The organism is Kribbella ginsengisoli (assembly GCF_039537185.1).
GTDB classification, from domain to species: Bacteria; Actinomycetota; Actinomycetes; order Propionibacteriales; family Kribbellaceae; genus Kribbella; species Kribbella koreensis.
In genome coordinates this window covers 154,259-178,666 of sequence record NZ_BAABAA010000002.1, presented here as the reverse complement: position 1 = coordinate 178,666, position 24,408 = coordinate 154,259, and the positions used below count along the sequence as shown (strand labels likewise).

General features: G+C 68.2%; 22 protein-coding genes. 16 read left to right on the top strand and 6 right to left on the bottom strand.

The genetic code is table 11. From position 1 onward, the window contains the following. The first annotated feature begins 24 nt into the window (after nt 1-24). Together ABD768_RS08120 and dhaL are read left to right on the top strand one after the other, a co-directional pair. On the top strand, nt 25-777 hold the full coding sequence (locus tag ABD768_RS08120; protein WP_343973139.1) for an IclR family transcriptional regulator: 753 nt from the start codon (nt 25-27) through the stop codon (nt 775-777). 96 nt (nt 778-873) lie between these two features. Then, a complete protein-coding gene (gene dhaL / locus ABD768_RS08115; protein WP_344839023.1) occupies nt 874-2,538 on the top strand; it encodes a dihydroxyacetone kinase subunit DhaL in 1,665 nt (554 codons plus the stop codon). On the opposite strand, the gene ABD768_RS08110 is transcribed toward dhaL, so the two are convergent. Beyond that, nucleotides 2,531-3,808, bottom strand: coding sequence for a phosphotransferase (locus ABD768_RS08110; RefSeq protein ID WP_344839020.1), 1,278 nt, complete (start codon nt 3,806-3,808; stop codon nt 2,531-2,533). The two genes, dhaL and ABD768_RS08110, sit on opposite strands and share 8 nt — an antisense overlap. Nucleotides 3,809-3,957: 149 nt before the next feature. Here ABD768_RS08110 and ABD768_RS08105 point away from each other — a divergent pair, with 149 nt between their 5' ends. From ABD768_RS08105 to ABD768_RS08085, 5 genes are all read left to right on the top strand, one after another. After that, nucleotides 3,958-4,728 (top strand): hypothetical protein, encoded by a 771-nt coding sequence (locus ABD768_RS08105; protein WP_344839018.1) that lies wholly within the window; start codon nt 3,958-3,960, stop codon nt 4,726-4,728. 201 nt (nt 4,729-4,929) lie between these two features. Further along, entirely contained in the window at nt 4,930-6,135 is a 1,206-nt protein-coding gene (ilvA, locus tag ABD768_RS08100) for a threonine ammonia-lyase (RefSeq protein WP_343973151.1), read from the top strand. 12 nt (nt 6,136-6,147) lie between these two features. Continuing rightward, a complete protein-coding gene (locus tag ABD768_RS08095; protein ID WP_344839015.1) occupies nt 6,148-7,485 on the top strand; it encodes an extracellular solute-binding protein in 1,338 nt (445 codons plus the stop codon). Further along, a complete protein-coding gene (locus ABD768_RS08090) occupies nt 7,482-8,360 on the top strand; it encodes a carbohydrate ABC transporter permease (RefSeq protein WP_344839012.1) in 879 nt (292 codons plus the stop codon). Before ABD768_RS08095 ends, ABD768_RS08090 begins: the two co-directional genes overlap by 4 nt. After that, nucleotides 8,357-9,163: a carbohydrate ABC transporter permease gene (locus tag ABD768_RS08085; RefSeq protein ID WP_343973160.1), complete on the top strand. Its 807-nt coding sequence runs from the start codon at nt 8,357-8,359 to the stop codon at nt 9,161-9,163. Before ABD768_RS08090 ends, ABD768_RS08085 begins: the two co-directional genes overlap by 4 nt. On the opposite strand, the gene ABD768_RS08080 is transcribed toward ABD768_RS08085, so the two are convergent. Next, a complete protein-coding gene (locus ABD768_RS08080) occupies nt 9,164-9,589 on the bottom strand; it encodes a MarR family winged helix-turn-helix transcriptional regulator (RefSeq protein WP_343973163.1) in 426 nt (141 codons plus the stop codon). 88 nt (nt 9,590-9,677) lie between these two features. On the opposite strand from ABD768_RS08080, the gene ABD768_RS08075 reads away from it, so the two are divergent. The 3 genes from ABD768_RS08075 (at nt 9,678) to ABD768_RS08065 (ending at nt 14,602) form a co-directional block, all read left to right on the top strand. Then, a complete protein-coding gene (locus ABD768_RS08075) occupies nt 9,678-11,180 on the top strand; it encodes an MFS transporter (protein WP_343973166.1) in 1,503 nt (500 codons plus the stop codon). A gap of 111 nt (nt 11,181-11,291) precedes the next feature. Next, a complete protein-coding gene (locus tag ABD768_RS08070) occupies nt 11,292-13,361 on the top strand; it encodes a serine/threonine-protein kinase (protein ID WP_344839007.1) in 2,070 nt (689 codons plus the stop codon). A gap of 92 nt (nt 13,362-13,453) precedes the next feature. Beyond that, nucleotides 13,454-14,602: a hypothetical protein gene (locus tag ABD768_RS08065; RefSeq protein WP_344839005.1), complete on the top strand. Its 1,149-nt coding sequence runs from the start codon at nt 13,454-13,456 to the stop codon at nt 14,600-14,602. On the opposite strand, the gene ABD768_RS08060 is transcribed toward ABD768_RS08065, so the two are convergent. Next, nucleotides 14,599-15,933, bottom strand: coding sequence for an MFS transporter (locus ABD768_RS08060; RefSeq protein ID WP_344839003.1), 1,335 nt, complete (start codon nt 15,931-15,933; stop codon nt 14,599-14,601). The two genes, ABD768_RS08065 and ABD768_RS08060, sit on opposite strands and share 4 nt — an antisense overlap. Nucleotides 15,934-16,089: 156 nt before the next feature. Between ABD768_RS08060 and ABD768_RS08055 the strand changes: the two genes are divergently transcribed. Together ABD768_RS08055 and ABD768_RS08050 are read left to right on the top strand one after the other, a co-directional pair. Next, nucleotides 16,090-17,112 carry an ATP-binding cassette domain-containing protein gene (locus ABD768_RS08055; RefSeq protein ID WP_343982274.1) on the top strand — a complete coding sequence of 341 codons (1,023 nt, stop codon included), beginning with the start codon at nt 16,090-16,092 and terminating at the stop codon, nt 17,110-17,112. Continuing rightward, nucleotides 17,109-17,948: an ABC transporter permease gene (locus ABD768_RS08050; protein ID WP_343982277.1), complete on the top strand. Its 840-nt coding sequence runs from the start codon at nt 17,109-17,111 to the stop codon at nt 17,946-17,948. The genes ABD768_RS08055 and ABD768_RS08050 overlap by 4 nt, the downstream gene beginning before the upstream one ends. Before the next feature lie 105 nt (nt 17,949-18,053). Here the strand turns inward: ABD768_RS08050 and greA are convergent, their stop codons facing one another. Both greA and ABD768_RS08040 read right to left on the bottom strand, forming a co-directional pair. Next, a complete protein-coding gene (gene greA, locus ABD768_RS08045) occupies nt 18,054-18,566 on the bottom strand; it encodes a transcription elongation factor GreA (protein WP_343982280.1) in 513 nt (170 codons plus the stop codon). Between the two features lie 191 nt (nt 18,567-18,757). Continuing rightward, on the bottom strand, nt 18,758-19,246 hold the full coding sequence (locus ABD768_RS08040; RefSeq protein ID WP_344838999.1) for a DUF4307 domain-containing protein: 489 nt from the start codon (nt 19,244-19,246) through the stop codon (nt 18,758-18,760). 35 nt (nt 19,247-19,281) lie between these two features. Here ABD768_RS08040 and mca point away from each other — a divergent pair, with 35 nt between their 5' ends. The 3 genes from mca to ABD768_RS08025 all read left to right on the top strand — a co-directional run bounded on the left by mca (nt 19,282) and on the right by ABD768_RS08025 (nt 21,749). After that, nucleotides 19,282-20,145, top strand: a complete 864-nt coding sequence (gene mca, locus ABD768_RS08035) for a mycothiol conjugate amidase Mca (RefSeq protein WP_344838997.1) — start codon at nt 19,282-19,284, stop codon at nt 20,143-20,145. 40 nt (nt 20,146-20,185) lie between these two features. Further along, nucleotides 20,186-20,476 carry a hypothetical protein gene (locus tag ABD768_RS08030; RefSeq protein ID WP_343982288.1) on the top strand — a complete coding sequence of 97 codons (291 nt, stop codon included), beginning with the start codon at nt 20,186-20,188 and terminating at the stop codon, nt 20,474-20,476. Between the two features lie 232 nt (nt 20,477-20,708). Further along, entirely contained in the window at nt 20,709-21,749 is a 1,041-nt protein-coding gene (locus ABD768_RS08025; protein ID WP_343982290.1) for a copper resistance D family protein, read from the top strand. A 14-nt stretch (nt 21,750-21,763) separates the two neighbouring features. On the opposite strand, the gene ABD768_RS08020 is transcribed toward ABD768_RS08025, so the two are convergent. After that, nucleotides 21,764-22,303: a Uma2 family endonuclease gene (locus ABD768_RS08020; RefSeq protein WP_344838995.1), complete on the bottom strand. Its 540-nt coding sequence runs from the start codon at nt 22,301-22,303 to the stop codon at nt 21,764-21,766. Between the two features lie 13 nt (nt 22,304-22,316). Here ABD768_RS08020 and ABD768_RS08015 point away from each other — a divergent pair, with 13 nt between their 5' ends. Next, nucleotides 22,317-24,359: a thioredoxin domain-containing protein gene (locus ABD768_RS08015; RefSeq protein WP_344838992.1), complete on the top strand. Its 2,043-nt coding sequence runs from the start codon at nt 22,317-22,319 to the stop codon at nt 24,357-24,359. Nucleotides 24,360-24,408: the final 49 nt, after the last annotated feature.

The following is a 24,408-nucleotide window of genomic DNA, read 5'->3' as shown; positions in this document are numbered from 1 at the left end:
TTCGATCCACTGAGGGGAACTGGGATGATCCAGTCCGTCGACCGGGCGATCCGGATCCTCGGAGTGCTGCAGGGTGCGCGCCGGCTGAGCCTGTCGGAGGTCGCGAGCCGGCTCGAACTGCCGCCGTCGACCGTGCACGGGATCCTCAAGACGCTGCAGGCGCACGGCATGGTGGTGCAGGACCGTGATTCGACCCGGTACCAGCTGGGCCCGGCGGTGCTCAAGCTCGGCAACGTCTACCTGGACACCCTGGAGCTCCGCTCCCGTGCGGTGACCTGGTCGGAGGAGCTCGCCCGGCGCAGCGGGCACGCGGTCCGGACCGGGGTGCTCACCTTCGACGAGGTGGTGATCATCCACCACGAGCCCAGGCCCGACGGCAGTCGCCAGATGCCCGAGGTCGGCATCGTCATCCCTGCTCATGCAAGCGCGCTGGGCAAGGCGCTGCTCGCCTTCCTGCCGGAGCAGGTGGACGAGCTGACCGGCGACAAGCTGCGCAGCATGACATCGGAGACGCTGGTCGATCCCGCCGTACTGCGCGCGCAGCTGGCCGAGGTCGCCAAGGAGGCGCTGGCCACCGAGCGGGAAGAGGCAGTGCTCGGCGAGGCGGGGATCGCGGCGCCGATCTTCGATGCGTCCGGAGTGGCGGTCGGCGCCATCGGCATCGTCCTCCCGGCCGCCGACTGGCCACCGGCGGAGTCGAGCTTCACCGCTGTTCGTGAGGCGGCTCGCAACATCTCGCGCGAGCTGGGTGCTCCGCGCTGGCCGGTTCCTGCCTGACGATCGGCTGGTCTTTACAGCCAGATGAACGCGACCTATGGTGTGAAACTCATTCGACATTATCGAATGCAATTCACAAGCCGAAGGGTTGCCGCCGTGAAGAAGCTCATCAACGCACCGGCCGATGTGGTTCCCGAGATGCTGCGCGGATTCGCGCTCGCCAATCCCGCGCTGATGCTGCTGGGTGACGGCGTGGTGATCCGAACCGATGCCGGGCAGTTGAAGGCTGCCGGGCAGGTCGCGCTGATCTCCGGGGGCGGGGCCGGGCACGAACCTGCGCATGCCGGGTACGTCGGGCGCGGGATGCTGACGGCAGCCGTGGCCGGTGACGTCTTCAGTTCGCCGTCGGCGGACGCCGTACTGACCGCGATCCGCGCTGTCGGCGGTCCGGCGGGTGTGCTGCTGATCGTGAAGAACTACACGGGGGACCGGCTGAACTTCGGGCTCGCCGCGGAGATCGCCCGAGGTGAAGGGATCCCGGCCGAGGTCGTCGTGGTCGCGGATGACGCCGCGCTCGCGGACAGCGACGAGAACGCGGGGCGGCGCGGTCTTGCCGGTACGGTCCTCGTGCACAAGATCGCCGGCGCGGCGGCCGAGGCCGGACAGCCGCTCGACGCCGTCGCGCGGCTCGCCCGGGCGGCTGCCGGGTCCGTGGCGACGATGGGAGTCGCCTTGTCCGGTTGCACGGTGCCCGCGGCCGGCAAGCCCGGCCTCGACCTCGGTCCGGACGAGATCGAGTGGGGCCTGGGCATCCACGGCGAACCAGGGGTCGAACGCGGCCCGATCCCGACCGCCGACGAGATCGTCGACCGCCTGCTCGGCCGGCTCAGCGCGGACCTCGACCTGGCCGGGGGCGACCGAGTCGTCCTGCTGGTCAACAACCTCGGCGGCACACCGGCGATGGAGCTGGGCATCATCGCCCACCGAGCCGTCGACCACCTGGCCGCTCGCGGCATCGTTGTGGAACGCCTCTGGGTAGGCACCTTCCTCACCGCCCTCGAAATGGCCGGCTGCTCCTTGTCCGTGGCCCGGGTGAGCGACCAGGCGCTGGCTCTCCTGGACGCGCCCTCCCAAACCGTGGCGTGGCCGGCCGCGCATCTCGGCCGGGTCTCGTCACACCCTGAAACCCGGCCGGCTCCTTCGAAACCCCGCGAGCTGAAGCCGGCCGTCGACGAATCGCTCTGGCGTTCGGTAGCTGTTGTCTGCAACGCGTTGATCGCCGTCGAGCAGCAGCTCACCGATCTCGACCAACTCGTCGGCGACGGCGACCTCGGGATCAGCCTCGCCCGCGGGGCACAAGCAGTCCTTGCTGCCAAGTCCGACTACGACGGCACCGATCATGCCTCGACCCTCCGTGGGATCGCAGCCACCATTCGCCGTACCGTCGGCGGCACCTCCGGCCCGCTCTACGCGGCGCTGGTACTGCGAACCGCCGCCGCCCTCGCCGCAAGCCACTCCTGGCCGGAGGCCTTCGAGCAGGGCGTTGACGCCGTGGCCGAACTCGGTGGTGCCGAACTCGGCGACCGCACCATGCTCGACGCGTTGATCCCAGCGGCGGCCGCGCTGCGTACCGGCGTACTGGCTGATGCTGTGGTTGCCGCCCGGAAGGGCACCGACGAGACGGCCGGCATCCAGGCGCGACGGGGCCGCTCGAGTTATCTCGGTGACCGTGCCCTCGGTACCGTCGATCCCGGCGCCGAGGCCGTCGTCATCTGGCTGGATGCTCTCGCCACCGAGAAGGCCCCCGAACAGGTCAGCTGATTAGGCTGCGGAGCCACCAGACCGCGCCGCGGACCATGGCGTCGGCGCTCGGGCCGGACAGGTGGTCGGGCAGGTACAGCGAGGTCATGGTCTGGTGGAGCGCGCCCAAGCTCTCAGCCAGTGCCAGCGCCCGGCGGAGAGCTTCCGGTGAGGCATAGGCCTCCCACTCGGCGAGGTAGGCATCCTTCACCCGCTGATCGGTCGACAGCGGCGACCGCTTCTCGACGAACGTCACCAGGTCGAGGAACGGATGCGACACCGCCGCATCGGTCCAGTCGAACGCGAGCACCTTGCCATCCCGTACGGCGAGGTTGCGCGGATGCAGGTCCCCGTGGAGCAACGTCTCCGGTACGCCGACAGCCGACAGCTCAGCAATAGCCGCCCGCAACTCGTCCGCCCGCCGCGGCAGCTTCACACGCTCAGCCGGCTCGAGCCGCTCGGTCGCCGGGTTCGATCCGAAGAGCTGGTCGATAGCGCCGTCGAGCACCGCGAGCCGGCGATCGACACACGTGAAGGACAGCAACCGCTCCGGCTGATCCGCAAAACTGCGCTGCAATCGCGCATGCCCGCGCAACGACTCGATCCACAGCTCCACATCAGGTTCGCGAGCCAGCGCCGGACCGAGATCGGGCAGCAGCATCCACGCCCGCTCCTCGTCGATCGCCAGCGGCGCCGGAACCTCACCCGGCCGGGCCTCGGACAGCTTCTGCAAGAGCACCGGTTCATGCGCGAACAACAGCGGAAACGCGGCGGCACGCACCGGCCGGATCGTGCTCGAATGGGCAAGCGCCTTGAAGTACACATCGCCCTTCGAGGTCGGGCATCGCAGTACGTTCGACAACCCCCAGGACCGCACTTGAGCCGGTACGCCGGTCAGCGGTGTCCCAGCCTTCGACAACTGCTCGTCGATCCAGGGCAGCGCCTCGGCGTACCAGCCGGGCCTCGTCCAGGCGGGAGTGACGGGGGAGTCGGCGGGCAAGGCGAGTTGCGCGCGGGCGGCATCGACCAGCGGGTCGTCGAAAGAAGGCACCCAGGACGCGTCGGAAGGGACCGATCCCACGCTCACCATCAGATAGGAGGTCTCACCCGGCCGGTCGTCGAGGCAGGTCAGCACGCAGGCCTCGATCCCCAGCTCCGAGCGCAGCGCGCGGACCGGAGCATCGACATCGGGGAACCAGAACTCGTCCGCGACCGACACCCGGGGCAGCCCGGAAGGCAGCACCAGAAGCGCTTCGTCGTCCGGACGCACCACCACCGCCGTGACTCTCACAGCACCTCCTATCGCTGCCCGCAGAGTAGAGGAGGAACGTTGGCGGGCCCACCGAATTAGCTCCGGAAATGTAATTGCCGCGTCACCAGCTGCAACCGATCCGGCGGCCGCTGCGTCCGATCAGGATGTTCAGAGCTTTCAGAGCGCGGATGCGCCGGATCAAGGATCAGCTGGCCTTGCTGGAGCAGCTGAGAGTGCCGCTGGAAGAGCTGCCCGGTGGGCAGGATGAGTGGATCGAGGACTCGATGGAGTGGTTCGTCGAGCAGTTCGGATCCGACGTGTTCAACCGCCCGATCGTCCGGCCGTCCGTTTTCATCCCGGCCGGGTACGACGGATCGCGCGCCGCGGCGTACCGGCTGTTCGAGAAGGTCCGGGAGCGGATGGGCGTGCCGGCCGGCCGGCTCGTCGTGCGGTTCGACCTGGACGACATCGATCCGGCGGCGATCCGGACCAGGGCGCAACGGGAGCTGGCCGGTGCGACCAGGCTGCGGTTCGGCCTGTGGGTGCCGGGCCGCAACCGGAACACCATCTTCACCAGCGCGCGGCTGCTCGGTGAGCCGTCCGTGCTGGTCGCGAACTTCGCCCACGAGATCGGTCACGAGCTGCTGATCGGCGAGGGCCGGATCGCCGCCGACCGGCCCGATCAGGAGTCGCTGACCGATCTGCTCGCGGTCTTCCAGGGCTTCGGCATCTTCCTCGCCAACGCCTCCTTCGGCCGGCTGCCCGGCGGCGACCGCAACGCGACGATGGCGATGTTCTACCTGCGCGAACGCGCCCTCACCGACGCCCTCGCGTACTACGCCTTCCGCCGCGGCACCCGTGGCCTCCCGCCCTGGCAGGACGAGCTCGACCGCCCGGTCCGTTCCGGCCTGGTCATCCGCCTCAAGCAACTACAAGACGCGGCCCAACCCGGTAAATAAGCACCCACAACGCCCTGTCGCGCTTAGTGCCCCGTAAGCGCTGCAGCTCGACGCTATCGGCGCCCAGGCACGCACCTCGCGGCACTTGCCCAGCGCCCACGATGCTCCGCATCGAGGCCACTGCTCAAGCACCACGATGCACGCACCTGGACACCGCTATCGTTCGACCTGCAGCGCTTACGGGGCACTAGTGTGGACAGGGTGAGCATCACTGCGGCTGAGATTGCCAGGGCAGCGGATCTGCTGCACGACGTGGTGGCGCCGACCCCGCTGGAGTACTCGCGGTGGTTGAGCGACCTGGTCGGCGGCGACGTGTTCCTCAAGTGCGAGAACCTGCAGCGGACCGGCTCGTTCAAGCTGCGTGGCGCGTATGTCCGGATGGCGCGGCTGTCGAAGAAGGAGCGCGCGCTCGGCGTCGTCGCGGCCAGCGCGGGCAACCACGCGCAGGGCGTCGCGCTCGCGGCCCAGTTGCTCGGCATCAAGGCGACGGTGTTCATGCCGTACGGTGCGCCGATCCCCAAGGAGAAGGCCACCCGGGCGTACGGCGCGGACATCCGGTTCGTCGGCACGTCGATCGACGACTGCCTGATCGCGGCGCGGGCGTTCGAGGCGGAGACGGGCGCGATCCTGATCCACCCGTTCGACCACCGCGACATCGTCGCCGGGCAGGCGACGACCGGGCTGGAGATCGTCGAGCAGTGCCCGCAGGTGCGGACGGTCGTCGTACCGACCGGAGGCGGTGGCCTGATCGCCGGGATCGCGCTTGCGATGCAGCGCGACGGGATGCCGATCGAGGTCGTCGGCGTACAGGCGAAGGGCGCGGCGGCGTACCCGGCCTCGCTCGAAGCCGGTATGCCGGTGCAGCTCGAGAAGATGGCGACCATGGCGGACGGGATCGCCGTCGGGCTGCCGGGTACCGTCCCGTTCGCCGCGATCCAGCAGTACGTGAGCGGCGTACTGACCGTCGATGAGGACTCGTTGTCGAAGGCACTGCTGCTGGTGCTCGAACGCGCCAAGCTGGTCGTCGAGCCGGCCGGGGCTGCTGCCGTGGCCGCAGTCCTGGACGACCCGAAGCGGTTCAAGCCACCGCTCGTGGTGGTGCTGTCCGGCGGCAACATCGACCCGCTGCTGCTGATGCGGGTGATCCGGCACGGCATGGCGGCAGCAGGCCGGTACCTGTCCCTGCGGGTCCGCATCCCCGACACCCCGGGAGGCCTGGCCACGCTGCTCGGCCGGCTCGCCGAGGTGGACGCCAACATCATCGAGGTGCTGCACGAGCGCATCTCGGAAACGCTCAGCCTGGACGAGGTCGAGGTCGCGTTGCAGCTCGAGACCCGGGGTGAGGACCACCGCGCCCGGGTACTGGCGAGCTTGAGCACCAACGGCTACACGTACACGCTCAACTAGAAGGAGCCCCCGGTGAAGGTCGTCGCGCTAGCTACCGCAGCTTTGTTGCTCACAGCAGCCTGTACTCCGGGCTCCGACAACCCGAGTGGCGGTGCGAGCGCGCCGAGTTCGGTGAAGACCGATGCGAGCACGTTGGGGGACGTGACGCTGACCGTCTGGGACCAGGAGGTCCGCGGCGGGCAGGGGGCGCAGATGGCCGAGCTGAACAAGCAGTTCCAGGCGAAGTACCCGAACATCAAGCTCAAGCGGGTCTCGCGGTCCTTCGACGACCTCAAGACCACGTTGCGGCTGGCACTGACCGGCAACGACGCGCCGGACGTAGTACAGGCGAACAACGGACGTTCGGACATGGGTGAGTTCGTCAAGGCCGGGCAGCTCGTGCCGCTGGACAAGTGGGCGGACGCGTACAACTGGAAGAGCCGGTACCCGGCCTCGGTGCTGCAGTATTCGCGGTACTCGGCGGACGGCAAGACCTTCGGCGAGGGCAATCTCTACGGGCTGCCGCAGGTCGGCGAGGTCGTCGGCATCTACTACAACAAGACCAAGCTGGCTGCGCTCGGGATCGAGCTGCCCAAGACCTGGGCCGACTTCGAGAACGCGCTCGGCAAGGCGAAGGCAGCCGGCGAGGTGCCGATGCAGTTCGGCAACCTCGACAAGTGGCCGGCCATCCACGTCTTCGGCACGGTGCAGGACAAGAACGTGCCGGCCGAGCAGATCACCACGCTCGCCTTCGGGCGCGCGGGCGCTTCGTGGAAGACGGCGGAGAACACGAAGGCCGCGGAGACCTTGGTGTCGTGGGTGGACAAGGGCTACTTCAACCAGGGATTCAACGGGCAGGGGTACGACCCGGCCTGGCAGGACTTCGGCAAGGGCAAGGGTGTCTTCCTGATCGCCGGCACCTGGTTGCAGGCCGATCTGCAGAAGGCGCTGGGCGACAAGGTCGGCTTCATGCTCCCGCCAGGCGCGTCGGCCGACGAGAAGCCGGTCGTGACCGGTGGTACCGGGTTGCCGTTCGCGGTGACGAACAAGGCGAAGAACCCGGACGCGGCCGCGGCGTACATCAACTTCATCACCAGCCCGGATGCGATGAAGGTGCTGACCAGCACGGGCAACCTGCCGATCGCCGACACGTCGGCGCAGCAGGCGCCGGCCGGGCTCGCGGCTGACGTCTTCAACGCCTTCGGTACTGCGGTCGGCAAGGAAGGTCTCGTCCCGTATCTCGACTATGCGACGCCGACCATGTATGACACGCTCGGCGCCGCGCTGCAGGACCTGCTGGCCAAGAAGGCGACCCCGGCACAGTTCGTCGACAAGCTCGAAGCCGACTACAGCAAGTTCGCCGGCAAGTGAGCTCACCTCCTGGCGAGCCGCGCAAGATCGGCTATCTCTACATCCTGCCCGCATTCCTTGTCTACGCAGCGTTTCTGCTCTATCCGCTCGGGCGGGCGGTGCATCTGTCGCTGTTCGAGTGGGACGGGATCACGCTCGGGAAGTTCGTTGGCCTGAGCAACTATGCGGACGTGATCGCGGACGGCGGGCTGCGTGCGGCATTCGGGCATGCGTTGGTGCTGGTCGTCTTCTATTCGGTACTTCCGGTGGTGATCGGGCTGGCGCTGGCGTCGGTGTTGCAGCGGGCCCGGGTGCGCGGGCTGGGGTTCTTCCGGACCGTGGTGTTCCTGCCGCAGGTGATCGCGATGGTGGTCGTCGCGGTGTCGTGGCGGCACATCTATGCGCCGGACGGGCCGTTGAACGACGTACTGCGTGCTGTCGGGCTCGACTCCGTCGCTCGGGGGTGGCTGGGGGACTACACGTTCGCCTTGCCGGCCGTCGGGGTGATCGGGACGTGGTTCGAGACCGGGCTGGTGACGGTGTTGTTGCTGGCGGGGATGGCGCGGATTCCGGCTGAGCGGTATGAGGCTGCGCGGCTGGACGGGGCCGGGGCAGTGGCGGAATTCTTCGCGGTGGTGCTGCCGGCGGTGCGGGGTGAGATCGCGGTCGCCGTGACGCTGACGGTGATCGCGGCGTTGCGGACCTTCGACCTGGTCTACGTGACGACCAGTGGGGGTCCGGGGAATTCGACCAGCGTTCCGTCGTACGAGGTGTATCACCGGGCGTTCGAGTTGGGTCAGGTGGGCTCGGCGGCGGCGATCGGGGTGTGCCTGACGGTGCTGATCTTCGCGATCACGCTGGGAGTCAATCGGCTGGCGGATCGGAGTACGTCGTGAGGGCGCCGCTGGCCGAGCGGGTCGGCAACTACCTGCTGCTGACCGTCTTCGGGCTGTTCGCGCTCGGGCCGATCGTGACGATCCTGGTGTCTGCTTTGGGGCCTGATGACGGCGGCGGTGGTTCGAGCGGCTTCGGGAACTTCGGGAAGGCCTGGGAGATCGGGCACTTCGGCAGCTATCTGCGGACGAGTGTCCTGGTGTCATTGTTCGTCGTGGTGCTGAGCGTCTTGCTGTCGATCTTGAGTGGCTATGCATTCGGCACGATGCGGTTCAGGGGTGCCGGGGTGCTGTTCTATCTGTTCCTGCTCGGCATCATGATGCCGACCGAGGCGATCGTGGTTCCGCTGTACTTCGACCTGCGCACGCTCGGGCTGACCGACACGTTCTGGGCCGTCGCGCTGCCGCAGGTCGCGCAATCAGTTGCCTTCGGCACCTTCTGGATGCGGGCCTACTTCCGGTCGTCGAGCCGGTCGCTGGTGGAGGCGGCGCGGCTCGACGGTGCGGGGCATTGGCGGACTCTGTGGGCGGTACTGGTGCCGCCCGCGCGTCCTGCGCTGGTGACGCTGATCGTGCTGGTGTTCATGTGGACGTGGAACGAGTTCCTGATCCCGCTGGTGATGGTGACGAGCGAGTCGCTGCGGACCGCGCCGTTGGGGTTGGCGTTCTTCTCCGGGCAGTACACGTCCGGATTCACGCTACTCGCGGCAGGCGCTGTCATTGTGGGCACGCCGGTCGTACTCGTCTATGCTTTCCTGCAGCGCCACTTCATCGCGGGGATGCTGGAGGGCGCAGTACGTGAGTAGTTAGAGCGGCTCGCACGACTTGAGCAGCGGGGAGTGCAGGCGCTCGGCCAGCACCCGGCGGTGCGTGGGCGCCGCCTCGGTCTGCCGGAGCAGGCCTTCGTCCGTGAGCTTCACGTTGACCGCGCGGCGGTCCTCGTGGCACATCAGCCGCTCGACCAGGCCGGCGGTCTCCAGCCGGCCGATCACGCGGGAGAGCGCGCTCTGGCTCAGGTGGACCGACTTGGCGATGGTCTGGACCTTCGCGGACTGATCGGGGAGCTCGGCGAGCCGCTCGAGCACCTCGTACTCACTCATGCCCAGCCCGTGATGCTGCAGCTCGCGATCGAGCGCACAGCCGATATCGGCGTGTCGAGCCAACAGCTCGCGCCATATGCGGACATCGGCGCTGACTTCACCAGTCTCAGCGCTGACCTTCGTCTCGGTCATGGAGGCGACGTTATCATGCAACTGCATTCAATGCAAGCGCAATTAATGAGTAGACATTAGATGCAAGTGCATGCAATGCTCTCTTCTCGTGACACAAACAACAACGCACACCACCACTCCGGATCGCCTGACCTGGGACGCGCGCCTCTGGGGCGCACTCCTCGTGGTCTGCGGCGTGATCTTCCTCGACGGCCTGGACGTGTCCATGGTCGGTATGTCGCTGCCGTCCATCGGCGCCGACCTCGGCGTCTCGCTCTCCTCCCTGCAGTGGGTCGTCACCGGCTACGTGCTCGGGTACGGCGGGTTCCTGCTGCTCGGTGGCCGCACGGCCGACCTGCTCGGCCGTCGCCGCGTGTTCCTGGTCGCGCTCGCCGTCTTCGCCCTGGTCTCGATGCTGAGCTCACTGGCTACCAACCCCGAACTGCTCATCGCCGCGCGGTTCGTGAAGGGCATCGCCGCCGCGTTCACCGCGCCGGCCGCGCTCTCGATCATCACCACCACCTTCCACGAGGGCCCGGATCGCAACCGCGCCCTCAGTGTCTTCACCACCTGCGCCGCGAGCGGCTTCTCGATGGGCCTGATCCTCGGCGGCCTGCTGACCGAGGTCGGCTGGCGCTGGACCTTCCTGATGCCTGGCCCGGTCGCGCTGATCGTGCTGCTGTTCGCGCTCAAGCTGATCCCGAACAGCCCGCGGGACGAGAGCGCCGGCGGGTACGACGTACCGGGTGCTGTCACTGTCACGGCCGGCATGTTGTCGCTGGTCTTCGCCGTCGTCGGAGCCGAGGGAGCCGGCTGGGTTTCCTTCCGCACCATCGGGCTGTTCGTGCTCTCCGCGGTCCTGCTGGCGTCGTTCGTGCTGATCGAGCTGAAGACCAAGCACCCGCTGGTCCGGCTGGGCATCTTCAAGCAGGCCAACCTGCGGAACGCGAACCTCGCGATCATGACGGTGTTCGGGGCGTACGTCTCCTTCCAGTTCATCGGCACGCTGTACCTGCAGAACCTGCTCGGCTGGTCGTCGCTGGAGACGGCGCTGGGCTTCCTGCCGGCCGGCCTGATCGTCGCCTTCCTGTCGCCGAACGCCGGCAAGGTGGCCGACCGGATCGGTACCGAGCGGATGGTCGCGGCGGGCATGCTGCTCTTCGTCGCCGGCTACGCGCTCTTCCTGCGGATCGGTCCGTCGTCGGACTACATGGCCACCGTGCTGCCGACGATCGTGCTGATCGGTCTGGGCTTCGCGATCACCTTCCCGGCGCTGAACATGCAGGCCACCAACGGGGTCGCCGACAACGAGCAAGGGCTCGCGTCGGGGCTCTTCAACACCTCGGCACAGGTCGGCGGGGCGATCGTGCTCGCCATCACCACCGCGGTGATCGGCAGCCAGTCGCACGGCGTCACGGTGCCGAGCGGGATGCTCTCGGCGTACAAGCCGGCGCTGGTCGTCGTCACGGGGATCACCATCCTCGGCACGCTGATCGGGTTCCTCGGTCTGCGCGGGCTGGGGGCGCGGCGGGCGGCTGAGGCTGCTGAGTTGGCCGAGCTGGACGCAGTACAGAAAGAACTGGCGGACGAGGAGATGACTCCGGCCGCCTGAACCACATATGCGCAGTACCGCAGTGCGGGTCCCGGGCTACTCCGCCGGGGCCCGCACTGCCATGTTCGACGCCTGTTGGTTGTGCTCGGCCGGGCTGGGCACCTGTAGCGGATGCGCACTGAAGAGCCGGAAGGTCGTCTGCTGGCTGGGCGGTACCGGCTGCTCGGCCTCTTGGGGCGAGGCGGTATGGGTGTGGTCTGGCACGCCCGGGACGAGGTGCTCGGCCGCGAGGTGGCGGTCAAGGAGATCTTGCTGCCGCCCGAGCTCCCCGACGAGCAACGCGCCGTTCTCCGTCGCCGGACGCTTCGGGAGGCCCGCTCGGCCGCCAGGCTCAGTGACCCCAACGTCGTCGCCGTCTACGACGTGGTGGAGGAGGAGGGGCGGCCGTGGATCGTGATGGAGTACGTCAAGTCCCGGACGCTGGCCGACGCTGTCCGCTCGGACGGGCCGCTGCCGTACCGGGAGGTGGCGAGGATCGGGCTGCAAGTGCTGGGTGCACTGGAGGCGGCGCATCCGGCGGGAGTACTGCATCGCGACGTGAAGCCGAGCAACGTACTGCTCGCCGATGACGGCCGGGTCGTCCTGACCGACTTCGGCATCGCAACCCTGGAAGGCGAGACGGCTCTCACCCAGTCGGGGACGCTGGTGGGCTCTCCGGCGTACATCGCGCCTGAACGGGTGCAGGCTCGAGGTGCCGGCCCGGAATCGGACCTGTGGTCGCTGGGCGCCACGCTCTACACGGCCGTCGAGGGTCGTCCGCCCCACGACCGCGATACCCCGCTGACCACCCTCACCGCCGCCGTGACCGAGCCCCCGGACCCACCGAAGCTGGCCGGTCCGCTCTGGCCGGCCCTCGAAGGCCTGCTACGCAAGGACCCAGCCGACCGAATAGACGCCCCCGCAGCCCGCCGTCTGCTGTTGCAAGCCGCCACACCACTCCCCAAACCCCCCACCATCACCCCCAAACCAACCCCCGCCCCGGCTGCTCCCGCCCCGGCTGGCCCCGCCCCGGCTGCTCCCGCCCCGGCTGGCCCCGCCCCGGCTGGCCCTGGACCGGCTGGCCCCGCCCCGGCTGCTCACACCCCGGCTGGGCCTGGACCGGCTGGGCTTGGACCGGTTGCTCCTCCAGTTGCAGGGACTCCGGCCTCGGGTCCGCCGCCCGCAGCTCCTGCAAGGGTTGCCCCTGGGCAGCCGGCGGTGTCTGATCACGGGCAGGCGACTCGTGTGCTTTCTGTGCCTGCTGTCTCAGAGTCGGAGGTGTCCGCCGGAGCTTCCGTGGCCGGCCCACCAGTCGGGCAGGCTTCGGACGCGCCTCCTGCCGCGTCGCCGGCCACCCCGGCCACGCCGGCCACCCAGGCCACGCCGGCCACGCCGGCTGTCCCGGACATGCCCTCGGCCACCCCGGCCACGCCCTCGGACGCGTCGGCCGCCCCGGCCGCCTCGGCTGTCCCGGCGGGGTCGGCTGGTCGTCGGAGGGGTGAGGCGCTTGTGGGGTTGGGGGTTTGTTTGGTGATAGCGGCCGGGATCGGTGCGTGGGTTGTGTTCGGGCCGGACGACGATCCTGGGCAGAGTCAGACGCCGGGCGCGGCGCCTACGGTCGTTGCGAGCACGCCGGCGCCACGTAGTACACCGACAGCCTCTACGAAGAGCAGCAGGCCCCCGAGCAGTGCGCCCTCGTCGACTTCGGTCCCGCCCAGCCGGTCCACGAAGGCGACCACCCAGCCGACTCGGTCGACGGGCGCTGCGGTACCGGCCGGCTTCGAGCGGCACACGGATTCGACGGGCTTCTCGGTGGCGATACCGAGCAACTGGACCGTGCAGCGCGACGGCGGGCGCGTGTACTTCCGCGAGCCCGGGGGATCGCGCTTCCTCCTCATCGACCAGAGCGATCAACCGAAGCCCGATCCGGTGGCCGACTGGCGTCAGCAGGAGAAGGCGCGACGCGGCGGCTATCCGGAGTACCGGCGGGTCCGGCTCGAGGCGGTCGACTACTTCGAGAAGGCTGCCGACTGGGAGTTCACCTATGCGGTTCGGGGCGGACGGCAGCACGTACTGAACCGCGGGGTCGTCACCAGCCCGCACCAGGCGTACGGGATCTATTGGTCGACCCCGGACGGTCAGTGGGCGTCCAGCCAGACCATGCTGCGCACGATCACCGCCAGCTTCCGTCCGGCCTCCTGACCCCCTGACCGGCACCCGCTCAGGGGGTGGGCGGGGGAGTTGGGGGCGATCCCCGATTGGTTTCGGACCTTCCGGGTGCTGGACTGGGGTACATGAGCGATCAGAGCAGTCAGAGCGACTACGACCGACGGGTCCGAACCATCCTCGACCGAGTCGCCGCCGGCCACCTCACCACCGAAGAAGCCGCGACCCTGATCGCTGCCCTCCCCAGCAACACAGCTCCCACCACTTCCGCGCCCGCCGCCGACTCAGCTCCGAGCGACTCGGCTCCGGCTGACGGGAGTTTCGCCGGCCCAACGGCGGATTCCGCTCCCACCGACTCGGCGGCCGCTGATTCGACTGCTGCGGATGACTCGCCCTCGCCGTCGGTCTGGGCCGAGGTCGTCGACACTCCGACCCCCAACGGGTCGCCGAAGCACGCGGCTGAGCCGGCTGCCGACGCCACTGAGGGCGAGGGCAGTGTGGTGGACGAAGCTGCCGTAGTACCGGATCCCGCACCGGCCGCCGCCGAGCCTGCGCCCGCCGGGCCGTCGGCTGCTTCAGAGCCGGTGCGTGCTCCTGCCGCCGAGCCGGTGGCTGAGGAGGATGTGCTCCACAGTGATCTCGTGGTGCCTTCGGGGGTGCGGCGGGTGACTATTCGTGCGATCGGGCGGCGGGTGCGGTTGATCGGGGAGCCTGCGGTGACCGGGGTTGCTGTTGATGGGCCGCATGTGATCAAGCGCGACGGGGACACCCTGGCGATCAACAGCGAGGGCGACATGGGGGTCTCGATCGACGGGCTGAGCATGTTGCGCAACCCGACGGACCTCAAGTCGCACGTGAACGGCTTCGCCAAGGAGCTGTCGATCCGGGTGAACCCGATGCTCCAGGTGGAGATCGAGGTGACCGGCGGAAGCGTCACCGCCGAGCGTCTGCCGGGTCTGTCCCGGGTCCGCGTCACCGCCGGTACTGCGAAGGTGACCGACGTCGACGGCCCGATCGACCTGCTCGTCCAGGCAGGTACCGCCACCCTCGACGCTCAGATCACCAAGGGCCGCTCCCGCGTCCGGGTCGAGTCCGGCTCCGCCAACGTCACCCTCCGCCGGGGCTCCGACGTCCGCGTCCACACCGAAGCCCAACTCGGCCGGGTCTCCTGGACCGGCGCAGTCTCCGGCCAATCCAAAGACGTCGAGATCGGCCGAGGCCGAGCAGCTCTGGACGTAGAGGTCCTGGTCGGCTCAGCTCAGATCACCTCCGATTAACCGCGTCGCCCCGCCCTCCGGGCGGGACGTATGCGGGCTGCCGCAGCAGCAGGCGCGGAGCGCGGAGCGAGCTGTCGCCGGCTTGGAGCTAGCTGGTGGAGTGGGCGGGGGCTGGGAACGAGCGGAGTCTGCGTAGGGGGAAGTAGCCAGCTTGCGCCGAGCAGGGTGGCTAGGCCGGCTGCGAGGAGGGTGGTGCGTAGGCCGACGGCGGTTGCGGTTAGGCCGCCTAGGAGGCTGCCTATGGGGGCTGCGCCCCAGCTGACGAAGGACATGGTGGCGCTTACTCGGCCTTGAAGGTCCGGTGGGCAGAGGCGTTGGCGGGCGCTGATGGCGACGATGTAGCTGACGATGATGCCGATGGCTGCCAGGAGAGTGCCCAGGACGTACCAAGCCAGGCCCCAGCCAGGAGTGGTCAGCGCCTGCAGGGTGAAGGCGACTCCGATGGCTGCCGAGCCGAGTACTAGCGCCCGGGCGTCGCCGATCCGGGTGCTGAGGCGTTCGGTGAACCAGGAGGCGGCCAGGGCGCCCAGTAGGCCGGTCATGCTGAGTACGCCGATCAGGCTGGGCGACAAGTGGATCTCCCGGACCAGGAACACGATCATCACCGCACCGCTGGCCGCCTGGAACAGCATCGTCGTGGTCTGGTTCAACGCGATCGGCCGCAGCAGCGGATGCGTGAACACGTACCGCAGCCCCTCACCGATCTCGCGCCGCAGGTTCGGCCGCTCAGCCGGGGCCGGCCGCGGTTCCGGCGTACGGATCGAGCGGAGCCAGATCGCCGACCACACGAAGCTGAGCGCGTCGAGCCCGAGTGTGACGGCCGCACTCAACCACTGGACGAGGAACCCGCCCGCACCCGCTCCCAACACCGCAGCGACCGAGTGATTCGCGGCCAGCTTCGCATTGCCCGGCAGCAGCTGCTCAGGCGCGAGCAACCGCGGTGGATACGAGCTGTGCGCAACATCGAACAGCACCGTCAAGAGTCCGGTCAGCGCTAGTACGACGTACAGCTGGGCAAGAGTCAGTACTCCGAACCAGGCAGCGACCGGAATCGACCCGAGCAACACCGCCCGCCCCAAGTCCGCAGCGACAAGCACTGGCAGGCAGCGGACGCGGTCGACCCAGGCGCCGGCGAACAGCCCGAGTACTAGCCAGGCGGCCGTCTCGCTGGTGCGCAGGAGGGAGACCTGGAGCGTGGAGGCGTTCAGGGTGAGGACGGCCAGCAGGGGAGCGGCCATCATGCCGAGGCGGCTGCCGAGCTGGCTCAGCAGGTCCGCGATCCAGAGGCGGCGGAAGTCGGGGTGGCTGAGGATGCCTGGGCTGGAGCTCATCTGGCGACGGTAGAACGCAGACTTGAGCCTTGTCGACTCAATGTCAACAAAGTTGAGTCCCTCAGACTCAAGGTTATGCCAGGCGCTAAACCTCTCGAAATTTGTCGGCCGGCTCCGACAGGATGACCTGCATCACATCTGGAAGGAGCGGCTGCGATGGCTGCAATCGAGGCGACCGGCCTCGTGAAGACGTTCAAATCCCGCAAGAACACGGTCAAAGCGCTCGACGGTATCGACCTCGAGGTCCCCGAAGGCAGCGTGCTCGGCCTGCTCGGGCCGAACGGCGCGGGCAAGACGACGACGGTCCGCGTGCTCACCACCCTGATGCGGCCGGACGCGGGCAGCGCGCGGGTGCTCGGCCATGACGTGGTGAAGGAGGCCGACACCGTCCGCGGCCTGGTCGGGCTCTCGGGGCAGTACGCCGCTGTCGACGAGCTGCTCACCGGCCGGGAGAACCTGTGGATGTTCGGCCGGCTGTACCGGCTGAGCAGTGAGCAGGCCAAGCGGCGGGCCGAGGAGCTGCTCGAGATCTTCGACCTGACCGAGGCGGCCGACCGGATCCTGAAGACGTACTCCGGCGGGATGCGGCGCCGGCTGGACCTGGCCGGGTCGCTGATCGCGCATCCCAAGGTGCTGTTCCTGGACGAGCCGACGACCGGGCTCGATCCGCGCAGCCGGCTCGACCTGTGGCAGATCATCCGCGACCGGGTCAGCGAAGGGGTGACGATCCTGCTGACCACGCAGTACCTGGAAGAGGCCGACGAACTGGCCGACAGCATCGCGGTGGTCGACCACGGCTCGGTGATCGCCCGCGGGACGGCCGACGAGCTGAAGGCGAAGGTGGGCGGCGAGCGGATCGAGGTCGTCGTGCACGAGCCGGACGAGACCTACCGGGCGCTCGAGTTGCTGACGGCGGCGCTGGAGATCACCGATCCGGAGTCGACCACGCTCGACAAGCACAGCAAGCGGCTGACGATGCCGGCGCCGGGTGGTTCGGAGGCGCTGGTCGGGGTGATCCGCACGCTCGACGGGGCCGGGATCCGGATCGCCGACATCGGGCTGCGCCGGCCGACGCTGGACGACGTGTTCCTCAGCCTGACCGGGCACGCGACCGAAGAGGACGGCCGGCCCACGGACGAGGCAGTCGGCAGTACCGATCCGAAGAAGGTGAAGGCATGAGCACGACCGGTACGCCGGTGAAGGTGAGCTCGATCGGACGGGCGGTGACGGACGCGGGCATCCTCGCCTGGCGCAGCCTGAAGCGGATCCCGCGGACGCCGGACATGCTGATCTACGCGACCATCCAGCCGATCATGTTCGTGCTGCTGTTCGCGTACGTCTTCGGCAACGCGATCCCGATCCCGGGCTTCCCCGGGGCGCGGGCGTATCGCGAGTTCCTGATGTCCGGGATCTTCGCCCAGACGATGGCGTTCGCGGTCGCCTCGGCGAGCGTCGGGCTGGCCGACGACATGTCGAAGGGGCTGATCGACCGGTTCCGGTCGCTGCCGATGGCGCGCTCCGGGGTGATCGCCGGGCGGGTGATCGGTGACGTCGTCTTCAACGCGTTCGTCATGCTGGTGATGGTGATCTGCGGCTTCATCGTCGGTTGGCGCTGGCACAACGGGATCGGCAACGCCCTTGCTGCGTTCGCGATCCTGCTGCTGTTCGCCTTCGCCATGCTGTGGGTGGGCGCCTTGATCGGATTGTCGGTGGGCGGTCCGGAGGTCGCCGCCTCGGCCGGCCTGATCTGGCTCTTCCCGCTGACGTTCCTGTCGAACGCCTTCGTCCCCACGCCCAACCTGCCCAGCGGCCTGCAACCGGTCGCCGAGTGGAACCCGATCTCCTCGATCGTGGCCGCCTGCCGTCACCTCTTCGGCAACCCCAGCCCCTTCGCCAGCCCCGACGGCTTCCCGGCCCAGCACCCGGTCTGGCTCTCCCTGATCTGGTGCACCGCCATCATCGCCGTCTTCGCCCCACTGGCGGTCAACAAATACCGCCGGGCCACCGGCCACTGACCCGCCAGAACTGGCGACCTTGAACACGAAACGGCGACCTTGAACAAGCAATACGGTGTTCAAGGTCGCCGCTGGGTGTTCGAGGTCGCTACAGGTGGATCAGGGTCAGCCCTTGAAGGGGACCGCGGCGACGATCTCTACTGTGACCGGCTTGCCGTTGGGGGCTTCGTAGGTGGCTTTTTCGCCCTTTTTCTTGCCCAGGATGGCTGAGCCGAGGGGGGACTGCGGTGAGTAGACGTCGATGTCCACCGAGGAGTCCAGGGCGAGGAGTTCGCGGGAGCCTAGCAGGAACGTCTCGACGTCGTCGTCACCGGCGAACTTGATCGAGACCTTCATGCCGGGCTCGACCTTGCCGCCGGCCTTCGGGGTCTCGCCGACCCGGGCGCGGCGCAGCATGTCCTCGAGCTGGCGGATCCGGGCCTCCATCTTGCCCTGCTCGTCCTTGGCGGCGTGGTAGCCGCCGTTCTCCTTCAGGTCGCCTTCGTCGCGGGCGTCGCTGATCCGCTGGGTGATCTCGGTCCGGCCGGGACCCTTCAGCTCCTCCAGCTCCGCCTTCAGCTGGTCGTAACCATCCTGTGTCAGCCAGACAACGCTGTCCTCGTCGATCTTCTGCGTCATGGCTGCTCCTTTGTCGATGGGATGGGGTGAGAAAAGGCTGAGGCCGCCGTCGTCGACGGCGACCAATCCACTGAGCGTAGCAAGACAGCGCTCAGAACCCCACAGTTCTTCGCTTTCTCAAACACTTGGCAAACGCTTACCGACGCCGGCGAGGCAATCGTTTACCTCGCCTGTGAAACGGGTATACGGGATTAATTCGGCCGATGTGCGTCAGCGGTCGTGCAACCGACCAGTACGACGGCCGTCGCGGCCCGCTGCGTCGTCACTGTGGCGTCGATCGTCTGCTGCCGCGCGGAGTCCGGCGCGACCGTCACGGTCAGCTCGCCGACGATGGAGAAGTCGGCCGCCTTGGCCTGCAACCGGCACTGCGCCTCGACCGATTTGCTCCGGTCGACCTGGAACGTCGCCGTCGCCGTCGTCGCCGACTCGATCTTGAAACCGATCATCCGCGACGAGACCGGCGGGTTCGACGCGATGAAGGCGGCCCACAGCAACCACGCCAGCCCGGCCAGCGCCAGCACACCGACCACGGTGAAGACCAGCACCCGGCGACTGCGCCCGGTCCGGCCGTACCGGGCGTCCAGTGCGGCCAAGGTGCCGGCGTCCGTACCAGTGCCCGTACTGGCCTTCGCGCTGGCGTCGGTACCGGCGGTTCGGACGGCTGGGTGTGGGTCGGTCACTGGTTCTCCTCGGGCTTGGAGGACCATTGTGTCTTGTGACTGAAGATCTTCGCCTACTGCATGTCCACGCACACCCCGACGACGAGTCCAGCAAGGGCGCCGCCTCGACCGCCAAGTACGTCGCCGAGGGCGTCGACGTGATGGTGGCCACCTGTACCGGCGGGGAGCGCGGCTCGATCCTCAACGCCAAGATGGATCGACCCGAAGTACTGGCGAACATCACCGAGATCCGCCGCCAGGAGATGGACGCGGCCCGCGAGATCCTCGGCATCCGGCAGGACTGGCTGGGCTGGGTCGACTCGGGCTTCCCCGAGGGCGACCCGCTGCCGCCGCTGCCGGAGGGCTGCTTCGCCTCGCTCAAGGTCGAGGACGCCGCGGCGCCGCTGGTGAAGCTGATCCGCGAGTTCCGCCCGCAGGTCGTCACGACGTACGACGAGAACGGCGGCTACCCGCACCCCGACCACGTGATGTGCCACCAGATCACGGTGGCCGCGTTCGAGGCGGCCGGCGACCCGGACGCGTACCCGGAGCTCGGTGCGCCGTACCAGCCGCTGAAGCTCTACTACCACCACACCTTCCACCGCGAGCGGATGAAGGCGCTGCACGACGCGATGGTCGCCCGCGGCCTCGAGTCGCCATACGCCGACCGGCTGAAGGACTGGAAGCCGGACCCGGAGAACGAGAAGCGGATCACCACCCGGGTGGAGTGCGCCGAGTACTTCGCGATCCGCGACCGCGCCCTGCTCGCGCACGCGACCCAGATCGACCCCGACGGCGGCTGGTTCACCGTACCGTTGGAGGTGCACCAGCAGGCCTGGCCGACCGAGGACTACGAGCTGGCCCGCAGCCTGGTGGACTCCGAAGTGCCCGAGGACGACCTCTTCGCGGGGTTGCGCTGAGGGCGGGGACAGCCGGTGAGAGACTACAGAGGTGACAGCGATGACCCGACTTCTGACCATCAGCCCGCCGATGACCGAGATCGATCCGAACTCGGTCAAGCCCGGCTGGGTCGCGCTGCTGATCGTCCTGGTGCTTGGTGGCGCCACCGTCCTGCTCTGGCGCAACATGGGCAAACAGCTGAAGAAGATCGACTTCGACCCGGACGCGGGTGCGCGCGACCGAGCACCGTCCGACGTCCCGCCGACCACGGGCAGCTCAGCGGACCGGGCTGGCGCTGCCGGGCCGGCGGCGGCGACGACGAATGCTGCGGCCGAGACGCCGGATAAGTAGGCGCGCCGCAGCCGATCGGTGACGTGGGGTGAGGGGCCTCACGGGTAGATGCCTCTGGCAACGGGTTGGCTGCTGCGCGGGGTGGCGGCGGGAGTCGAGATCGCCGAAAGTCACGGCTGGGCAACCGTTTGGACCCGGCTGGTCACGAGATGGTGTCATGCGGGGACTCTGTTAGATAGCTCACCTATAGTGTGCGCGTGTCCATCCATGAGGCCGAGGGCGGGAACGCTCGGTGACGACGACCCGCGCCACGCGCGTCGCCCGGCATCGCGTGCCTGGCGGCCGGCTGGTCGCGGGAGGCACGCTCGCGGTCGGCGTCGCGGCCGTGACGATGGTGATCGCCCTGTACTCCGCCGGCAGCGAACCGAAAACCGCCGATGACGGGCTCGGCGGTCCGGGCCTGCTGGTCGAGTGGCTGCTGCCGTTCTTCCGGTTGCTCGCCACGATGGCGACCGTCGGCTGCGCCGGTGCGCTGCTGGCCGCGGTCGTGTTGCTGCGTACTGACGGCGGCCCGCTCGGATTGCAGGGCAGACGGGCGATCCGCGACGCCAGCAACTCCGCGGTCATCTGGGCCGTCAGCTCCTTCGTCGGCGCGGTCCTCACCGCGGCGATCCTGCTGGCCACCCCGGTCAACCTGCTCCGCCTGCGGTTGGACGACGCGCTCGCCGTCCCCGAGGTGAAGTCGCTGCTGATCACCGGCATCCTCGTCGTCGCGCTGGCCATAGGCATCCGCCGCGCCGAGACCGCCTCCGCCGCAGGACTCGGCGTACTGGTCGCGATCGCAGCCCTGGTCCCCAATGCGCTGACAGCCTTCCCGCGCAACGAGTCGTACGTCGTTCTCGCGGGCGCGGCCCTGGTCATCCACGTCATCGCCGCAACCACCTGGGTAGGCGGCCTCGCAGGCCTGGTCCGCTACGGCCGAGCCAGCCGCACCGGCCTCCCGCTGGTCCTCGAACGCTTCAGCCAGGTAGCCCTGCTGTCGTCGATCGCAGTCCTCCTCAGCGGCCTCATCAGCGCCGCCGGCCGCCTGGCAGCCAAAGGCGGTGGCTTCGACAAAGCCCTCGACGTCCTCACCTCAGACGCCTACGGCGCCTTACTCCTCGCCAAAACCGTCGCCTTCCTCATCCTCATCACCGCCGGCTGGTTCCACCGCCGCCACACCATCGCCGACCTGGACACCCCCGGCACCCGCTTCTGGCAGTTGGTAGCCGGCGAACTCCTCCTCATGGCCATAGCCATAGGCCTCTCCATCGCCCTGGCCCAGACCATCTAGCACCGCTGGTGGAATCAGAGCGTGCTGAGGTCGATCTCCACGTGGAACGGGACAGAGGCCTTGATGTTTTCGGTGAAGACCTCGCCGTCGCGGTATGAGCCGCTGGCGGGATCGAGCACGTAGGTGTACACCAACGGGATCCCGGTGGCGGCCTGCTCGACTCGCCAGTAGAAGGCGATTCCGGCCTTCGCGTACTGGTCCAGCTTGACGATCCGATCGGTCGTCTCGGACCCGGGCGACACCACCTCGACGACAAGCAGCACATGCTCCGGCCGGGTGGGTGCGATATCGATCGTATCCGCCCGGTAGACAACGACATCCGGTCGGCGATTGGTCAACGGGACGTCCTGGAACCGGACGTTGAAGTTGGTATCGGCCTTCCACCCCGTACCCGCGGCGAGATCAAGTCCGTTCGCGACGAAGCGAGCCAGTCGGTTGTGCCGGATGGAGGTGCTGGGGTGACTATGACGATCCCGTCTACGACCTCGATGCCGGAGGATTGCTCGGCGGACCAGGAGTCGTACTGCCCTGCGGTGACCTGTGTGTGCATCCACCTAGTGTGGAGTCATGGCCTCCAACGAGCTCGGTAAGTCCACTTCGCCCTATCTGCGGCAGCATGCTGACAATCCTGTGCACTGGCGGGAGTGGTCCGAGGGGGTTTTCGCGGAGGCTGGTGAGCGGGATGTGCCGGTGTTCTTGTCGGTGGGGTATTCGGCTTGTCATTGGTGTCATGTGATGGCGCACGAGTCGTTCGAGGACGAGGTGACGGCTGCTTATCTGAACGAGAACTTCGTTTGTGTGAAGGTGGATCGGGAAGAGCGGCCGGATGTGGATGCGATCTACATGCAGGCGACGGTGGCGATGACCGGGCAGGGTGGGTGGCCGATGTCGGTGTTTCTGACGCCGGCGGGGGAGCCGTTCTTTTGTGGGACGTACTTTCCGAGTGAGCCGCGGCATGGGATGGCGACCTTCAGGCAGGTGCTGGAGTCGCTGGTCGGTGCTTGGCGGACCAAGCGCGAGGACATCGACAAGGTCGGGCGGTCGGTGGTCGAGCAGTTGGGGGCTCGTGGGGCGGTGGCCGAGGGGGCCATGGATGAGGCGACGCTGGAGCGGGCCGTTGCCTTGCTGAAGGTGGATTTCGATCCGGTGGATGCCGGGTTCGGGCGGGCGCCGAAGTTTCCGCCGTCGATGGTGCTCGACTTCTTGTTGCGGAACCATCGGCGGACTGGTTCCACGGAGGCGCTGGAGATGGTGGCGCAGACGTGTGAGCGGATGGCGCGGGGTGGCATGTACGACCAGTTGGCGGGCGGGTTCGCGCGGTACAGCGTCGACGGGCAGTGGGTCATCCCGCACTTCGAGAAGATGCTCTACGACAACGCGCTGCTGCTGGACGTCTACACGCAATGGTGGGCGATCACCGAGGAGCCGCTGGCTGAGCGGATCGCTGTCGAGACGGCTGACTTCCTGCTGGCTGAGTTGCGGACGCCGGAGGGCGGGTTCGCTTCGGCGCTCGACGCTGACACCGAGGGGGAAGAGGGCCGGTACTACGTATGGTCGGCCGCCGAGTTGCATGACTTGCTCGGTGAGGATGCCGACTGGGTTGTAGACCTCTGCGACGTCACCGGGACTTTTGAGCATGGGACGTCGGTGCTGCAGCTCCGTCGGGACCCGGATGATCTGGGTCGGTGGCAGAAGGTTCAGGCGGTACTACGGGACGCGCGGCGCGGTCGGACGTATCCCGGCCGCGACGACAAGGTGGTGGCCGCGTGGAACGGGTTGGCGATCACTGGGCTTGCGCGGGCGGGCGTCGTACTGGACAAGCCGGAGTACGTCGAGGCAGCTGCCGCCGCGGCTGAATTGGTCCGGGATGTGCACCTGGACGGCAACGGGATCTTGCGCCGGACGTCGCGGGATGGAGTGGCCGGGTCGGCGCATGGGGTGCTGGAGGACTACGCGGCGTACGCGCAGGCGTGTCTGACGTTGCTGGGTGTCACGGGGGAGCCGTCGTGGTTGGAGCTCGCGCAAACCCTGCTGGACCGGGTGCTGGAGCAGTTTGTTGCCGATGGCATCTTCTACGACACGGCGGCGGATGCCGAGACGCTGATCTGGCGCCCGCAAGACGCCACTGACAACGCCAGCCCCTCCGGAGTCTCCCTGGCCGCCGAGGCTTTCACCACCCTCGCCTCCCTGACCGGATCGACCCGCTACGAAGCTGCAGCCCAGCAAGCACTACAACTGTCCGCGGCCATCGCAGCTCGAGCTCCCCGCTTCGCGGGGCGAGCTCTGGCAGTAGCCGAAACCATCGCGGCCGGTCCGCTCGAGATCGCCATCATCCGCGGCCCCGCGGGCCGCGTCGATGGAAGTGAAGGCGAGGTGTCGCGAGGTGCGGGGGGAGGCGGGGATTTCGCTGGGCTGTTGCGGGTTGCGGTGAAGGAGTCGCCTTGGGGGACCGCTGTGGCTACTGGTCTGCCTGGGTCTCGGGTGCCGTTGCTCGAAGGGCGCGGGCTGGTGGATGGGCGATCTGCGGCGTTCGTGTGTCAGCGGTTTACCTGCCGGTTGCCGGTTGTGTTGCCGGAAGACCTTCGGGGTGAGTTGAAGACCACGCTCTGAGCCCTTGCAGAAGTGCGGGTTTTCCCTGTCATTTCGGCAGAATCGCTTG

What these genes read in the sequence shown, in the direction of transcription:
- ABD768_RS08015 (WP_344838992.1), top strand. Translation starts at nt 22,317, where the DNA reads ATGGCCTCCAACGAGCTCGGTAAGTCCACTTCGCCCTATCTGCGGCAG.
- ABD768_RS08070 (WP_344839007.1), top strand. Translation starts at nt 11,292, where the DNA reads ATGCGCACTGAAGAGCCGGAAGGTCGTCTGCTGGCTGGGCGGTACCGG.
- ABD768_RS08105 (WP_344839018.1), top strand. Translation starts at nt 3,958, where the DNA reads ATGCGCCGGATCAAGGATCAGCTGGCCTTGCTGGAGCAGCTGAGAGTG.
- ABD768_RS08060 (WP_344839003.1), bottom strand. Translation starts at nt 15,933, where the DNA reads ATGAGCTCCAGCCCAGGCATCCTCAGCCACCCCGACTTCCGCCGCCTC.
- ABD768_RS08050 (WP_343982277.1), top strand. Translation starts at nt 17,109, where the DNA reads ATGAGCACGACCGGTACGCCGGTGAAGGTGAGCTCGATCGGACGGGCG.
- ABD768_RS08080 (WP_343973163.1), bottom strand. Translation starts at nt 9,589, where the DNA reads ATGACCGAGACGAAGGTCAGCGCTGAGACTGGTGAAGTCAGCGCCGAT.
- ABD768_RS08120 (WP_343973139.1), top strand. Translation starts at nt 25, where the DNA reads ATGATCCAGTCCGTCGACCGGGCGATCCGGATCCTCGGAGTGCTGCAG.
- ABD768_RS08065 (WP_344839005.1), top strand. Translation starts at nt 13,454, where the DNA reads ATGAGCGATCAGAGCAGTCAGAGCGACTACGACCGACGGGTCCGAACC.
- ABD768_RS08055 (WP_343982274.1), top strand. Translation starts at nt 16,090, where the DNA reads ATGGCTGCAATCGAGGCGACCGGCCTCGTGAAGACGTTCAAATCCCGC.
- greA (WP_343982280.1), bottom strand. Translation starts at nt 18,566, where the DNA reads ATGACGCAGAAGATCGACGAGGACAGCGTTGTCTGGCTGACACAGGAT.
- ABD768_RS08030 (WP_343982288.1), top strand. Translation starts at nt 20,186, where the DNA reads ATGACCCGACTTCTGACCATCAGCCCGCCGATGACCGAGATCGATCCG.